The following is a 14,957-nucleotide window of genomic DNA, read 5'->3' as shown; positions in this document are numbered from 1 at the left end:
CTTGGGGAGGCTAGCAGTTAGGGTCGGATCATCATGGCGGCACCGCATCAGCAACCTGTCCAAGTAGCCGTCTTGGGTTCGGTCCGGGCTTGGCATGATTCGATGCCGGTCGACGTGGGCGGACCACGCCAGCGTTCCCTGCTCGCGCGACTTGCGCTGGCCAAGGGCCAGGTGGTGTCGGTCGACCGGCTCATCGAGGATCTTTGGCACGGCGAACCCCCGCCCAAAGCGCTGTCCGCCCTCCAGGCTTACGTCTCGCATCTGCGGCGCGTACTCGAACCGGACCGCGCGCGGCGGGCCCCGGCCGAGATCATCGTCAGTGCAGCACCGGGTTATCGGCTGGCATTGCCCGCCGATTCCGTCGATGCGTGGTGGTTCGACGAGCGGGTGCGGACAGCCGAGGCTGAACCTGACCCCGCTCGGCGGGTCGAACTCCTCACCGCGGCCCTCGATCAATGGGCCGGTGAACCTTACGCCGAGGTGTCCGATGCCGCGTGGGCCATCGCGGAGATCGCCCGCCTAACGGAATTACAGCTCGCTGCAATCGAATTGCGGGCATCGGCCCAGCTGACACTGGGACACCACAGTGCCGTGATCGACGCGCTGGAGCGGGTGGTCCTCGAGCACCCGACCAGAGAGGGCGCAGCCGCCATCCTGGCCACCGCGCTGTACCGGGCTGGTCGGCAGGCCGCCGCGTTGGAGGTGTTGCGCAGTACGCGCGATCATCTCGCCGACGAGCTGGGACTCGAACCGGGACGGGCGCTGCGCGATCTCGAACGCGACATCCTGCGCCACGCCGCGCATCTCGACGACGATCAACCGGCGGCTCTGCCGCTTCCTGCGACGCCGGCTCACGCGCCGAATATCGCCGAACCCTCAGCGCCCCATGGGCGTTCCCGTGAGCTGGCGGCGATCGACGCTGCCGCTCACGACGCCCGCCTCGGCGGCAGCCGCCTGGTGTGGGTCGGCGGCGAGGCGGGCGCCGGAAAGACCACTGTCACCGGTGCTGCCGCAGCTCGGTTGCGCGCCGCCGGCTGGACGGTTGCGGCCGGACGGTGCCCTGAGGTCGACGGCGCTCCGCCGGGCTGGGCCTGGACGGAGGTGCTGCGGCACTTCAGCGATTCCTTCGCCGCTGCCGATCAACAGCACATCCGAGCCCTCGCGCCACTATTGCACGAGGGCGACGTTGACGACCAAAGTACTTTCTGGACAGCACATGCCGTCGCGGATGTGATCGGGCGCTGCGCCACCGTCCAACCGGTCGCGGTGCTCCTGGACGATCTGCACCGAACGGACGGCCTCACCCTGGAACTGTTGCGGTTGGTCGTCCACGAACTGCAGGACCGGCCGGTCCTCGTCGTCGCCACCTACCGGCCGTCGGAGTCGGAAACCGAATTGGCGGCGGCACGCGCGGCGCTCGCGGTACGCACCGTCGCGCATCTCACCATCGGCGGTCTGGGGGCCGAGGCGACGACGGCGCTCGCCGCCGACTGCGGCTTGACCGATCTCACCGAGAACGAGTCGCGGCTGCTGCACGACCGCACCGGCGGAAACCCGCTCTTCGTCAGGGAACTCGCACGTCTGATGATGTCGGAGGGTCTCCATACCGCGCGGGTCGCGGTGCCGACCGGGGTGGGGGATGTGCTGCGGCGCAGACTCGTTCGCCTCCCTGGTGCGACGGTGACCGCTCTCCGTCAGGCCGCGGTGCTCGGCCGGGACATCGACGTCGACCTGCTCGCCGAACTCGCGCAGCGCGATCCCGACGACGTACTCGAGGCGCTGGAACCCGCGGTGCTGGTCGGTCTGCTGGAGGAGCCCGGCCCCGGCCAGGTCAGGTTCGCCCACGCCTTGGTGCGCGACACACTCTACGAAGACACGTCCCTGCTGCGAAGGTCCCGGCTGCACGCGGCCGTGCTGGACCTGCTGCTGGCCCGGTCGACGGATCCGGCGGCGCTGGCCTATCACGCCGTCGCGGCCGCGACACCGGCCAGTGCGGCGGCCGCCGCCGAGCTGGCGATGGCCGCGGGCCGTGACGCGGACCGGGTCGGTGCCCCTGCCGAGGCGGCCAGGCAATGGCAGGCCGCAGTCCGCATGCTGGAACTGGCGAACCGCGCCGAGTCCGGCCCGCCAGACGTCGAGCGAACGATCGATGCCTACTGCGGATGGGTGGCCGCGTCGGCGCGGGTCGGTGATGTGGTCGCCGCCCGTGATGCCCTGAAAGAGGCTCTGCCGCTTGCTGATGGCTCCGACGAGCGCATCGCCCGGGTGTTGATGGCGTGGGACGCGCCGTTGATCTGGCGGGTGCGGATCGATGACCACGCCGACGCCGACGTCGTCGGCCCGCTGCAACGAGTACTCCGCGGCGAGCTGTTACCGGAGGTCCGGGTGCGGCTGCTCACCACCCTGTTCGCCGAGTTGGAGGGCGCCGACCATGATGCCGCGCTGGCGGCGAGCGCCGAGGCGCTCACGTTGGCCCGCGCGTTGTACGAACGAGATCCCCAGGCGAACGGTCGGCTGCTGTGCGCGGCGCTCAATGCTCGGGCCTATGCCGCGCTGGGTCCGGACCTGGCTCCCGAACGCGAACGGCTGACCGACGAATTCCTTTCCGTCGCAGAGGCGTCCGCTGCCGTCGACTATCAGGCCGTCGCGCACTGGTTGGCGTTCCTCGCCGCGGCCGGCCGTTCCGATCTGGTTGCCGCCCTTGACCATGTCGACCTTGCGGTGGCCCGAGCCGGCACCGGGCAGCTGGCACCGCTGCTGACCGTGCTGGAGGTGTTCACCGCTCAGCTGAACGTGCTGGCGGGCCGGATCGACGATGGCGAGCGCCGCTACATCGCGGCCGGGCGGCAGTTGGCCGAGCAGGGCACGGCCAACGGCGCGCAGATGGGTCTGGTCGGCCGGTTCACCGCTAGTCTGGCCCGTGGCGATCTGGCACCCCTGGCCGACGACCTGCTGGCCGTGCACATGTACGTCTCGACATCCATCGCCGACGGCGCGGTCCTGGCGCTGATGAGCGCCGGCCGCGAGGCCGAGGCCCGGCAGATCTGGGCGAACCAACAGCCGGTCGAGCGCTCTTACTACTGGCTGGCCATGATGACGCTGCGGGCGCACGCCGCCGTCGCGCTCGGCGACGCCGACGCCGCGACCCGGTGTGCTGAGGAACTGCAACCGTTTTCGGGCCGGATGGCCGGGTTGGACAACGGCAGCCTGCTGACCGGCCCGGTCGATGACGCGCTGGCCGCGATCGCCGAGCTGCTGGGTGACGACGCCGAGGCGCGACGGTACCGGGCCGCCGCCGCCGCGCTGAGGACTCAGCTGGCGGCGGAGGCGGCCCGGCTCGTCGACCGAGTCAGCCGCTGAACACCTCGTTCTCGAATTTCCGGTGCCGCCGACTCAACACGGTCAACAGCAGACGGAGAACGGGACTGACTGCCTTGGCCAGTGCGGCCCGTTCGTCCTCGGTGGCCGCGCCCACCGTGCGTGGCCCGTCGAACGTCAGCCGACCCGTCCGCTGAGCGGTCTTCTCCACGACCTGCCAATCGGCGACCGACACATGCCGGCGGATCACCGGGAAGATGTCGCGCTCCTCTTCGGCGATGTGCTCGGTGAGCAGGTTGCGCAGATCGGCCAGCTCGGCGCCCAGCAACGCGGCGGTGCGGCGATCGCCACCGGCCACCCGGAATGCGTTCGCCCGATGCGCGATGATCTCCAGGCGCGGATCCAGCGCGGCGTGGTCGTCGGTGAGCTCGGTCAGGTCGACGATGTCTTTCGCGCAGGCGTCGATCACCGGCCACAGCACGGTGTCCTCGACGGTGTGGTGGTGGTGGATGGATTCGCAGAGCAGGTCGGTGTAGCGGGCGATCGCCTGGGCGCGCCGGGTCGAGCAGCGCTGCCGGCCCTCGCCGATGTCGGTCACCGCGGCGGCCAGGCGCCCGACGTCGGTGAGCATCGCCCGGTGCGCCAGCGTGATGCCGATCAGGTCGGGCTCCGGGTCGTGCGGCCGGCGGGGGGTGACAGTGACGGGCTGTGGTGTGTTCATGCGACGACCATCGCTGGCCGCACTTGCAACACACTTGCGATCGACTTGCGGTCCGTCGAAGGAGATCGAGGGAGATTGTTTACACCGCCGAAATGTTCACCCGCGCGATCGGCTGCCGGTTACGTTTCAATGAATCCGCCAGACCGCGCGGCAGAAGGGAACCACAGGTGGCAACGATCAACGCGGAACCCTTCCCGCTCGATATCGACGTCGCGAGCACCGCGCTGGTGATCATCGACATGCAGCGCGACTTCGTGCTGCCCGGCGGATTCGGTGAGGCGCTCGGCAACGACACCTCGCTGCTGCTGGCCGCCGTCGAACCGATCGAGCGGGTGCTGGCCCAGGCTCGCAAGATCGGCATGCTCGTCATCCACACCCGGGAGGGACACCGCCCCGACCTGACCGATTGCCCGCCGGCCAAGCTGCACCGCGGCGGCAAGACGTTCATCGGCGAGCCGGGCCCCATGGGCCGCATCCTGGTTCGCGGCGAGCAGGGCCACGACATCATCGACCAGCTGTATCCCATCGACGGCGAGCCGGTGATCGACAAACCCGGCAAGGGCAGCTTTCACGCCACCGACCTCGGCCAGATCCTGGCTGACCGCGGCATCAAGACGCTCGTGGTCTGCGGGGTGACCACCGAGGTCTGCGTCCACACCACCGTTCGCGAAGCCAACGACCGCGGCTATGAATGCCTGGTGCTCAGCGACTGCGTGGCGTCGTATTTTCCGGAGTTCCAGCGGGTAGCGCTCGAGATGATCAAGGCCCAGGGCGCCATCTTCGGGTGGGTGGCCGACGCCGACGAGTTCATCGCGGCGACATCCTGACGCATGGCCATCAGTTCGCGGTCGTATCCCAACCTCTACAAGGACTCGGTGTCCTTGATGACGGTGTCGGCGCGGGTGACCTCGATACCCGGCATCGAGGCCGCGTCGGTGGTGATGGCGTCGGCCACCAACGTCGACAACCTCGCCCAAGCCGGCTTGGGCGCATTCGAGATAAGGCCCAACGATCTGATCGTCGCAGTGTCGGGTAGCGACCAAGCCTGCGACGAAGCGCTCGCCGTGGCCGACACGCTGTTGTCGGCGTCGCCTCCCGATAGCGGCGAACAGCAATCGGCGATACCGACCACCAGCATTCAGATGGCCGTCGCCGCCGATCCCGCACTCAACCTGGCGCTGATCTCGGTGCCCGGCGATTACGCTGCCGCCGAGGCGATGAAGGCGCTGCGGCTGGGCTTGGACGTGATGGTGTTCAGCGACAACGTCACCGCGGACGCCGAGTTGGCGCTCAAGGACTACGCCCAGGCCCACGATCTGATGGTGATGGGCCCGGACTGCGGCACTGCGATCATCAACGGCATCCCGCTGGGTTTCGCCAACGTGGTGCGACGCGGCCCGATCGGGGTGGTCGGCGCATCAGGCACCGGCACCCAGGAAGTGACCGTCCGGATCCATCAGAACGGTTCCGGGGTCTCGCACGCGCTCGGCACCGGTGGACACGACCTGGCTGAGGCGATCGGCGGCATCTCGATGCTGCACGGCTTGGCCGCCCTCGACGCCGACCCTGCCACCTCGGTGATCGTGCTGGTGTCCAAGCCTCCGTCGCCAGCGGTGGCGGCCAAAGTGCTTGCCGCAGCCCAGGACAGCGCCAAGCCGGTCGTCGTCAACTTCCTCGGTGCCGACCCCGCGTCCATCACCCGCGACGGTGTCTACGGCGCGGCGTCGCTCGCGCAGGCCGCGGACATGGCCGTCGAACTGGCCGGCGGCGGGCAGCCGACCGCCACCGAGATCGCGATCTCAGCTGAGATGAGCCGAATACTCGGCGATCTCGCGGATGCCATGGCGCCCGGCCAGCGATACGTCCGGGGCATCTTCTCCGGTGGCACCTTCTGCTACGAGGCGCAGCTGATACACCGCGCCCACGGCATAACCGCCCAGTCGAACACCCCGGTGGCCGGCAACTCCGCACTGGCCGACCTCCGCACGAGTCAGGGGCACACCATCCTCGACATGGGTGACGATGAGTTCACCCGCGGCAAGCCACACCCCATGATCGACCCGTCGCAGAAGGACGCCCGCATCCGCGCCGAGATCGCCGACCCCGCCACGGCAGTCGTGCTGTTCGACGTGGTGCTGGGCTACGGCTCGGCTGATGACCCGACGGCAGAACTGGTTTCGATCATCGAGACCAGTTCGGCGGCGGCCCGTGCCGAGGGGCGGACCGTTGCCTTCGTTGGCTACGTCTGCGGTACCGACCTGGATCCGCAGGACCGGACCAAGGCCGTCGCCGCTCTGCAGTCGGCCGGGGTGCTGGTCGCGTCGAGCAACGCGGAGGCGGCCCTGTGGTCGGCGACACTGGCTACCGCCCGTGGAGGCGATCGATGAAAGAGCTTCTCCAGCAAGATCTCGACGTCGTCAACGTCGGATTACAGAGTTTCGCTTCGAACATCACCGCGGCCGGCGGCCGGGCCACCTCGGTGACCTGGGCTCCGCCGGCGGGCGCAGACCCGGCCCTGGGCTGGACGCTGGCCACTTTGATCGGTGACCCGCGCGTCGAGGCCGCCAATGCCGTCGCCTTCGAGCGGTACCGGGGCGCGCAACCGCGGCTGGTCGACCTGGTTCGCGCGGGGGAGGTGATGGCTGGGCTCGGTCCCGGGGAACGCCGCATCCTGCATGCCGGGCCGCCGATCGACTGGGCCGACATGTGCGGACCGCAACGCGGCGCCATTGCCGGGGCGATCCTCTACGAAGGCTGGGCCGATGACCTCGACGGCGCTGAGAAGCTCGCGGGCAGTGGGGAAGTGGCGCTCGAGCCGTGCCACGAGCACGGCGCGGTCGGCCCGATGGCCGGCATCATCAGCCCGTCGATGCCGGTGTGGGTGGTGGAGAACACCGCCGCCGGGAACCGGGCTTACAGCAACCTCAACGAGGGCCTGGGCAAGGTACTGCGGTTCGGCGCCAACTCGCCCGACGTGCTCGACAGACTGCGCTGGCTGGGCAGTGACTTCTTCACCACCATGCAGGTCGCGGTGCGCGGGCTTGCCGATCCCGACCTCAAACCACTGATGGCACAAGCGCTGCACATGGGCGACGAACTGCACAACCGCAACGCTGCCGCGTCCGGCTTGCTGTTCAAACGGCTGACACTGGCCCTGCTGGGATCTGAGCTCGCCTCCGACGCGGTCCGGCGGGCACTGGAATTCGTCGCAGGCAACGATCACTTCTTCCTCAACATCTCGATGGCCGCAGCCAAATCGATGTCGGATGCCGCTGCTGACGTGCCGGGCAGCAGCATGGTCACGGTGATGGCCCGCAACGGGGTCAACTTCGGTATCAAGTTATCCGGCACCGGGGACCAATGGTTTCAGGCGCCCGCCAATCCTGTTGACGGACTGTACTTCCCGGGGTATACGGTCGACGACGCGGCCGCGGACCTCGGCGACTCGGCGATCACCGAGACCAACGGTCTGGGTGGCTTCGCGATGGCCGCCTCACCGGCGATCGTCCAGTTCGTCGGCGGCACTCCGGCCGACGCGACTGCCAACAGCCGCCGGATGCTGTCCATCACACTGGGCACCAACCCCGCATTCACCCTGCCGCCGTTGAACTTCGGCGGCACACCGGCCGGAATCGACGCCCGCCTGGTGGCCGACTCCGGCATCTTGCCCATCATCAACACCGGGATCGCCCACCGGCAGGCGGGTGTCGGGCAGATCGGCGCGGGCATCACCACGGCGCCGATGGACTGCTTCACCGCCGCCCTGGCCGCGCTGGCGTCGAACCTCGACGGGGTCGCATGAGCACCGCTATCGTCGCGTTCGGCGGCAATGCGTTGGTCACCGACGCCGAACACGACTCCATTCCCCAGCAGTACGACACGGTAAGCCGCACCGTGGGTCCACTGATCGACATGGTGGAACAAGGCTGGAAACTCGTTGTCTCCCATGGAAACGGCCCGCAGGTCGGGTTCATCCTGCGGCGCTCGGAGCTCGCCCAGGGCGAGGTCGATCCCGTTCCGGTGGACTACGCCGTGGCAGACACCCAGGGTGCGATCGGCTACATGTTCGTCAAAGCTCTGCGCAACGAGCTGGCCCGCCGGGGGTTGTCGCGACCGGTGGTGGCTCTGGTCACCCACTCGGTGGTCAGCGTCGACGACCCTGCGTTCACGAACCCGACCAAACCGGTCGGGTCGTTCCTGACCGAGGACCGGGCCAGGGCCCTGGCGAACAGTCTGTGCTGGACGATCGCGGAGGACGCCGGCCGCGGCTGGCGGCGTACGGTGGCCTCGCCGCGTCCGACCACCATCCTGGAGACCGACGTGATCCGCCAATTGCTCGACGGCGGTGCGATCGTCGTCGCGGTCGGCGGCGGCGGTATCCCGGTGGCGCTCGAACCGGACGGCACCGTGGTCGGCGTGGAAGCCGTCGTCGATAAGGACATCGCATCGGGTCTGCTGGCTCACGAGTTGGGTGCCGAGCTGCTGCTGATTCCCACCGGGGTGGCGCGGGTGGCCATCGGGTTCGGCACACCCGCCGAGACCTGGCTGGACACCATCACCGTGGATCAGGCCCGGGACTACATCGCGTCCGGCCAGTTCGGTAAGGGGTCGATGGAACCCAAAGTGGAAGCGGTTGCCGATTTTGTCGCCACCACGCCCGGTTCTGTCGGTGTGATCGGTGCAGCCGAGGAGATTCCGGCCATCCTGGCCGGCACGTCGGGCACCCGGATCGTCGGCGACGCACCGGGTCCGACAAATGAATGAGAAGGGGAGTGATGCAGTGCTGTTGGCGGTCAACGGAACACTGATGCGGGGGCTGAAACTGTCGCCGAACATGGCCGCCGCCGGAGCCACATTCCTGCGGGAGGCCACCACGGAGCCGGTATACCGGCTGTGGACGATCAACGACGAGCATCCGGCGATGATTCGCGTCACCGACGGTTCGGGCGTCGGTGTGGCCGTCGAGGTGTGGGAGGTGCCTGCCGCGGGTTTGGCCGGAATCCTGCTCAAGGAGCCACCCGGCCTGTCGATCGGCAAGGTGAACCTCGATGACGGAACGACAGTGCTCGGCGTCATCGGGGAGCCTGCTCTGGTCGAGGGACAGCGCGAGATCAGTGAGTTCGGCGGGTGGCGGGCGTATACGGCCGCCGTGGATGTGTGACCATTCGGCCATAGCCACCGTCAGTAGTGACCGATAGCATCCGCCACACATACTGACCACTACGTCAAAGGCCTTCGCATGGGTGAGCGCGAGTTCGCCATCGCTACCGCGGTTCTGCGCGCGACCGGCTATTTGAATGCAATTCGCATCTTCATCGGGGTGGCGTCCATCTCGCTGGGACTACTCAGCGGGCTGGAGCAGATTCAATCCATCCAGCCGCTGGGACCGCACGGCCTGTTCGCTCGCACCGTTCACCTCCTGCTCCTGGTGTCGGCGCTGCTGGTGGGTGGGTTGTGGCTGTCCAGCCCGTGGCCGGGGTATCGGCGAGCGGTGGCGTTCGCTGTATGGGGCGATGTTGCACTTGCGGTATCCGGTGCGACGCTCGCCGCGCCTGAGGCGCGGTTGGCGGCCACCGTCTACATGTGCCTGATCGGCGTCTTCGCCGCCGTATTGCTGGGCTATCGGGTGCTCTTCCTGCATTGCGGTTTCGCGACCGCGACGATCCTCGCCTTCACCTGGATGGGTGTGCAGTTCGACGGGGCGCAGCTGGCGGAGCTCTCGCTGTATTTCCTGCCCGCCCTGACGACGGTGGTGGTGATGCCGGCAATCGCCGCGATGGTCATCGAAGGCACGCGCCGTAGCCTCAGCACGACTGCGTATGCGGCAAACCGTGATTCGTTGACGGGTCTGCTGAACCGGCGCGGTCTCTACGCCGAAACCGGGACGACGTGGGCTCGGAGTCCGCGCGGTGCGGTGCTCGCCGTCGTGGTCATCGACCTCGACGGGTTCAAACGGCTCAACGACGACCACGGGCACGGCACCGGTGATGCGACGTTGCGGGTGGTGGCCGAGCAGTTGACGAAGCTGATCCGGACTCGCGACATCGCCGCGCGGATCGGCGGCGACGAATTCGTACTCGTGGCAAGCCTTTTGGACGAGGACGACCTGGACAGTTTCGTCAGGCGGGTGCAGGCGCTGAGGTTGCGTGATCCCAAAGGATTGTTTCTCCGGTTCAGCGTCGGGATCACCTGGGAGCATGTCGAGGGCGTACACGTCGATCTCGACTCGATCCTGCATCGCGCCGACGACGCGATGTACCAGGCGAAGCGGGTCGGCGGCGGCACGGTCGTGGTGGCCGAACCGCCGCGCGCCGGCGAGGAGCAGGCCGCGGTCTAACCCCGCGGCGCGGCGCCCTCGCGCCGTCGCACCCCGGATAGCACATCGGGCTCGGCACGGAACTGGAGACAGCGCACCTGCCCATCCTCGATGGTGAAGTCGAACGCGACCTTGACTTCGCCACGGTGGATCCAGGCCGACCCCGGCCGGTCCTCGACGAACACCGGAAACGCCGCCGCGGCAGCGCCGTTGAAGAATGTCGCCACCTCGTCGCGGCCCTCCATGCGGGCCGGTGTGCCGAGAGCGGCAGCGGCAGCGTCGGCGGAGACCGTCACGTCGGGTGCGAGGAGTTGGAACAGACGGGTGAAGTCACCTTCGCGCGCCGCGGTCATGAAGGCGTCGACGACCTCCCAGTCGGCGAGGGCGTCCTCGGGTGATGCCGGGCGCACCTTGGCCCGGGCCCGCGACGCCAGCTTGCGGGCAGCGACCGTGGTGGTGTCGAGCATCGACGCGATCAACTCGAAGTCCACTCCGAAGCTGTCGTGCAGCACGAAGGACACCCGTTCGGCGGGCGTCAGCCGGTCGAGCACCACCTGCAGGGCGATCCCTACGGTGTCGGCCAGCACCACGTCGTCGGCGGGGTCGGGTGCGGTCTCCTCGACCTCGATCGACTCAGTCGGCACCGGTGTCCGTGCCCGAAGACGGTCGAGGCACAGCCGAGACGTCACGGTGGTGAGCCAGCCCGCCAGGTTGTCGATGGGTTCGTCGGTGCCGTGCAACCGCAGCCACGCCTGTTGCACCGCGTCCTGCGCCGCGTCGGCGTCGCCCAGAATCCGCCCGGCGATACGCTGCAGGCGCGGGCGCTCGGCCTCGAAGCCGTCGCGGAGCTGATCATCACTCACCATGGCGGTCACACTTTCGTCGTTGGGTGCGTCAACATCTTGACGCGCCCGGACGGCCGGGTGTGACACCGACAGGAGGAGTTAGCCCCGTGAAGACCATGACCTGCCAAGACCTGGGTGGCCCATGCGATCTCGTGCACCGCGGTGACACCGCTGACGACATCATCAAGGCGCAGGATCAGCACCTCAAAGATGCGGTCTTCGGTGGCGACGACGCCCACGTGCCTGCGCGCGAGGACATGAAGGGCCGCTGGCGCCACCCCATCAAGTCGATGGGGTGGTACAACGACGTCAAGAAGCGGTTCGCTGAGCTGCCGGAGAACTGAGCAGGCGGTAGACCCCTAGAACCACAGGGGCGAGTTGACGAGCCGCACGAAAAGGTAGAACGCCAAGGGGATTTCGACGGGAAGCGCCACGATGAACACGACCGCGATGACGGCGCTGCCGATGCCGCCGGCCACCGTCTCGATGGCGCCTGCAACGGTGTTGAACCCGCTTCGGATGGCACCTGTGACGGCGTGCTCGGCGTTGTGGACCGCCCGAACGACATTGAAGTGCTGGATGTCGCTGCCCAGCATGACGATGCGTCCGAGCAGGTCAGTGATGTTCGGGACCGCAGTTGTGTGAGTGGTAGGCGGGGCGCTGCTGGTCGTGGTGTGTCGATTGACCGCTGCTGTCACCGGCTTGGGCTTGGGGTCGGCGACGCCTGTCACGGCGCTTGCGGCCAACAGCGTCGCTGACGTCTTCGGCCGCGGCGAATTGTGGGCGGCGGGGCGGGTTGAATGACTCGCCGAGACATTGTGCCGCGCTGATGAGCCCGTGCCTGCGTCGGCGTTGGCTGCACCAGAACCCGCCAGTGCGGCCGCGCCGATACCGATCGTCAGCGCTCCCACGCCCAGCCACGCCGAGTAACCCACCACAGCAACCCCCCGATGTGCCGAACCCGCCTCGATGTGCAGTCTACGAGGATGGGGCGATCTACATCAGCAAAATTGCGTGCGGGTCGAGGTGTGTCGAGTGGACGCACGAGAGTCGCTCATTAGTCGCATGCGGTGAATGCCTGGTTCCCGTGATTTTGATCCTGCGGGAACCAAGCGCCGACAGAAGACCATTTTGGGAATTCGTGTTTAACTCTATTGCGAGCCAACGCTTTAGGAGAGAGGTCGGGTCCGGCGTGCACATCGAACCAGGAATTGTCGAAGGCCCCAAACTCGTCTTGAGTTACGTCACTGCCGGGGGAGCGGGTGCGTACGCGCTGTACCTCGCCTCGAATGCGGTCAAGGATCGGGGACTGGGATCGTTGCTGTCCCGGACCCTGGCCACGACGGCTCTGGTGTTCGTCTTTTTTCAGGTCTTCCCGCACTATCCGGTCGGGATCTCCGAGGTGCACCTCATCTTGGGGTCGACGCTGTTCCTCGTCTTCGGCGCCGCACCCGCGGCCTTGGGCTTGGCGGGTGGACTTTTGTTGCAGGGGATGTTCTTCGCACCGTTCGATCTGCCGCAATACGGAATGAACGTCACCACGCTGCTCGTGCCGCTCTTCGCGCTCCAGTTCGTTTCCCACCGGGTGATCGCGCGGGAAACTCCCTACGTGGACCTGAAATACCGTCAGGCACTGGCGCTTTCAACCACGTATCAGGCAGGCATTGTCTCTTGGGTGGCGTTCTGGGCGCTGTACGGCGAGGGTTTCGCGGGTCAGACCATCAGCGACATCGTGACGTTCGGTGCGGCCTATATGACGGTCGTCATCATCGAACCGCTTGCCGATCTCGGTGTGCTGGCGGCAGCCAAAGGTCTGCGTCAAATCCGAGACACCCCGCTCGTCGAACGGCGGTTGTTCAACCCGGCCTAGATTCGCGCCGGAGACATCGCGGGAACCACCGGCCCCTCACTTCCGACTATGGGGTTTGCAGTGCCGGTGGTTCGCGCGGTGGATGGGAATCGAGTGAAAGACATTCAGCAAGAGTCGATCCGACACGAGCTTGCAGCACTGGAACGCCGGGTGTTGGACGAGGTGTGGATCGGTGGGGCTCGCTGGGCCGGCTACGTCGTCCTGGTGATTCTCGTCTTCGTCTCTGCCGCGGCCTGGAGTATCGACGTGGTCGGCGCGGTATCGGGACCCGGGTCCAACCGGGTGCCGGTGATCGCTGCGTTGGCGCTCGTCGCCGCGGCAGCACTATCAGCTTTCGCCCTGATAGTGCGCCGATTCCGGGAATGCTGCGCCGCGGCGTATGTCTGTGGCCTGTCCGCGGTCATCGGCATTGGGGCCCTGTGGTGGTTGCGCACGGGAAGACCCGATGCGCCGATGGCATGGTTGGTGGTTGCCGACATGGCTGCGGTGCTGCTGACCATCGGATGGCTGTCGGTCGTGGTGAAGCCTCTTGAGCACTCGCAGCCGGAGATGCGCGCCGCCTACCGGGAGGTTGACAGCTGAACCAGCTGCGGTTGCCTCAGAGTCACTTTTCGAGAGTGAACTGGTTGATGTCGATCGATCCGTTGCGGAACAGGTCGGCGCAGCCGGTGAGGTATTTCATGAATCGGTCGTACACCTCCTGCGACTGCACCTCGATGGCCCTGTCGCGGTTGGCCGCCAAGTTGGCCGCCCACGCTTCCAGCGTCAGGACATAGTGCGGCTGCAGGGAATGGGTGCGGGTCAGGGCGAAGCCGGTCTTGGCCACGTGTTCTTCGATCAGCGCGGCCGACGGCAACTGGCCACCGGGGAAGATCTCGGTGACGATGAACTTGATGAACCGGCACATCTCGAAGGTGAGCGGCAGGCCTCGACGGTGCATCTCGTACGGGTGGAAGCCGCAGATGGTGTGCAGCAACATGACACCGTCGGCGGGCAGCGCGTCGTGGGTCTTCTCGAAAAAGGCGTCGTATTTCCGGTGGCCGTAGTGCTCCATGGATCCGATGGAGATGATGCGGTCGACCTTCTCGTCGAAGTCTTCCCACCCTTGCAGTCGTACGTCGAAATCGCGTCGGGTCGGGATGCGGGCGAGCCTGGCCTCCGCGGCGTCACGCTGTGTCTTGCTCAGCGTGAGACCGATGACGTTGACGTCGTAGCGTTCGATGGCCCGTTGCATGCCGGCCCCCCAACCGCAGCCCACGTCGAGCAGGGTCATGCCGGGCTCCAGTCGCAGCTTGGACAGCGCGAGGTCGAACTTCGCGATCTGCGCCTCGTCGGTCGTCATGCCGTCGCGCTCGTAGTACCCGCAGGTGTAGCCCATGGTGGGGCCGAGGAAGAGGGCGTAGAACTCGTCGGAGATGTCGTAGATCGACTGCATCAGGTCGAACTCGGTTTCAAGCGCAGTCACGGCGACACCCCCCTGGCAGTGTTTGCTGGCACGTTTGCCATCCAGCGTAGATGAAAGCCTTCCCGCACGCTGCGTCATAGGGCGGGCGGGCGTTCGTGTTGACCGTAGCTAGGCTGCCGACTTAGCCAGAATCCGGTAGGCGGTTGCTCGGCTCACGGTGCGGCCGAGGTGGTTGACGTCCACGAATGCGCCGAGCAAACCGCAGCCGCCGCGCCGCTCGATAGGGTCCGTTCCCTGACAGCCGCGGCTGGGACGATCCGACACCGCAGTGGAGCCGGGCAGATCCCTAGGGTCGACGAGCAGGTGCATGACTGCGCTGTCGCGGAATACCAAGACATCACATCAGCGGCAATCAATACCGCGACCGCGGAAACCGACTGGCCTTCTGATCTGAAGTCGCCGCAGCATCTCGGGTCGAGATG

Annotated in this window: 14 protein-coding genes; 10 read left to right on the top strand and 4 right to left on the bottom strand. The window is 67.2% G+C overall.

Features of this window, described 5'->3' with window-relative positions; translation table 11 throughout:
- Positions 1-102: 102 nt before the first annotated feature.
- Entirely contained in the window at positions 103-3,360 is a 3,258-nt protein-coding gene (locus tag G6N32_RS18415) for an ATP-binding protein (RefSeq protein ID WP_232077162.1), read from the top strand.
- Here G6N32_RS18415 and G6N32_RS18410 read toward each other — a convergent pair.
- Positions 3,350-4,039: a hemerythrin domain-containing protein gene (locus G6N32_RS18410; RefSeq protein WP_115320815.1), complete on the bottom strand. Its 690-nt coding sequence runs from the start codon at positions 4,037-4,039 to the stop codon at positions 3,350-3,352. The genes G6N32_RS18415 and G6N32_RS18410 overlap by 11 nt on opposite strands.
- 167 nt (positions 4,040-4,206) lie before the next feature.
- Here G6N32_RS18410 and G6N32_RS18405 point away from each other — a divergent pair, with 167 nt between their 5' ends.
- From G6N32_RS18405 to G6N32_RS18380, 6 genes are all read left to right on the top strand, one after another.
- Positions 4,207-4,866, top strand: coding sequence for a cysteine hydrolase family protein (locus tag G6N32_RS18405; protein ID WP_115321388.1), 660 nt, complete (start codon positions 4,207-4,209; stop codon positions 4,864-4,866).
- Positions 4,867-4,869: 3 nt separating this feature from the next.
- Positions 4,870-6,426 (top strand): acyl-CoA synthetase FdrA, encoded by a 1,557-nt coding sequence (fdrA, locus tag G6N32_RS18400; RefSeq protein ID WP_115320814.1) that lies wholly within the window; start codon positions 4,870-4,872, stop codon positions 6,424-6,426.
- A complete protein-coding gene (locus G6N32_RS18395; RefSeq protein ID WP_115320813.1) occupies positions 6,423-7,841 on the top strand; it encodes a YlbE family protein in 1,419 nt (472 codons plus the stop codon). Before fdrA ends, G6N32_RS18395 begins: the two co-directional genes overlap by 4 nt.
- Positions 7,838-8,803, top strand: a complete 966-nt coding sequence (locus G6N32_RS18390; RefSeq protein WP_115320812.1) for a carbamate kinase — start codon at positions 7,838-7,840, stop codon at positions 8,801-8,803. The genes G6N32_RS18395 and G6N32_RS18390 overlap by 4 nt, the downstream gene beginning before the upstream one ends.
- Positions 8,796-9,200: an allophanate hydrolase-related protein gene (locus G6N32_RS18385; protein ID WP_115320811.1), complete on the top strand. Its 405-nt coding sequence runs from the start codon at positions 8,796-8,798 to the stop codon at positions 9,198-9,200. The genes G6N32_RS18390 and G6N32_RS18385 overlap by 8 nt, the downstream gene beginning before the upstream one ends.
- Before the next feature lie 78 nt (positions 9,201-9,278).
- Positions 9,279-10,376: a GGDEF domain-containing protein gene (locus G6N32_RS18380; RefSeq protein ID WP_115320810.1), complete on the top strand. Its 1,098-nt coding sequence runs from the start codon at positions 9,279-9,281 to the stop codon at positions 10,374-10,376.
- Here the strand turns inward: G6N32_RS18380 and G6N32_RS18375 are convergent.
- On the bottom strand, positions 10,373-11,221 hold the full coding sequence (locus G6N32_RS18375; protein WP_115321387.1) for a sigma factor: 849 nt from the start codon (positions 11,219-11,221) through the stop codon (positions 10,373-10,375). The two genes, G6N32_RS18380 and G6N32_RS18375, sit on opposite strands and share 4 nt — an antisense overlap.
- 95 nt (positions 11,222-11,316) lie before the next feature.
- Between G6N32_RS18375 and G6N32_RS18370 the strand changes: the two genes are divergently transcribed.
- Positions 11,317-11,544 (top strand): hypothetical protein, encoded by a 228-nt coding sequence (locus G6N32_RS18370; protein ID WP_232077799.1) that lies wholly within the window; start codon positions 11,317-11,319, stop codon positions 11,542-11,544.
- Between the two features lie 15 nt (positions 11,545-11,559).
- Here the strand turns inward: G6N32_RS18370 and G6N32_RS18365 are convergent, their stop codons facing one another.
- On the bottom strand, positions 11,560-12,138 hold the full coding sequence (locus G6N32_RS18365) for a hypothetical protein (protein WP_115320808.1): 579 nt from the start codon (positions 12,136-12,138) through the stop codon (positions 11,560-11,562).
- 149 nt (positions 12,139-12,287) lie between these two features.
- On the opposite strand from G6N32_RS18365, the gene G6N32_RS18360 reads away from it, so the two are divergent.
- Complete coding sequence (locus tag G6N32_RS18360; RefSeq protein WP_232077160.1) at positions 12,288-13,070, top strand: energy-coupling factor ABC transporter permease; 783 nt, start codon at positions 12,288-12,290, stop codon at positions 13,068-13,070.
- A 93-nt stretch (positions 13,071-13,163) separates the two neighbouring features.
- The gene (locus G6N32_RS18355; protein ID WP_115320806.1) at positions 13,164-13,652 is read left to right on the top strand and encodes a hypothetical protein; all 489 of its coding nucleotides are present in this window, start codon (positions 13,164-13,166) and stop codon (positions 13,650-13,652) included.
- Between the two features lie 22 nt (positions 13,653-13,674).
- Here the strand turns inward: G6N32_RS18355 and G6N32_RS18350 are convergent, their stop codons facing one another.
- Positions 13,675-14,535, bottom strand: coding sequence for a cyclopropane mycolic acid synthase family methyltransferase (locus tag G6N32_RS18350; protein WP_264028873.1), 861 nt, complete (start codon positions 14,533-14,535; stop codon positions 13,675-13,677).
- Positions 14,536-14,957: the final 422 nt, after the last annotated feature.

This window comes from Mycolicibacterium aichiense, assembly GCF_010726245.1.
Lineage (GTDB): Bacteria > Actinomycetota > Actinomycetes > Mycobacteriales > Mycobacteriaceae > Mycobacterium > Mycobacterium aichiense.
The sequence above is the reverse complement of the archived record's forward strand: the minus strand, read 5'-3'. Positions and strand labels throughout refer to the sequence as shown.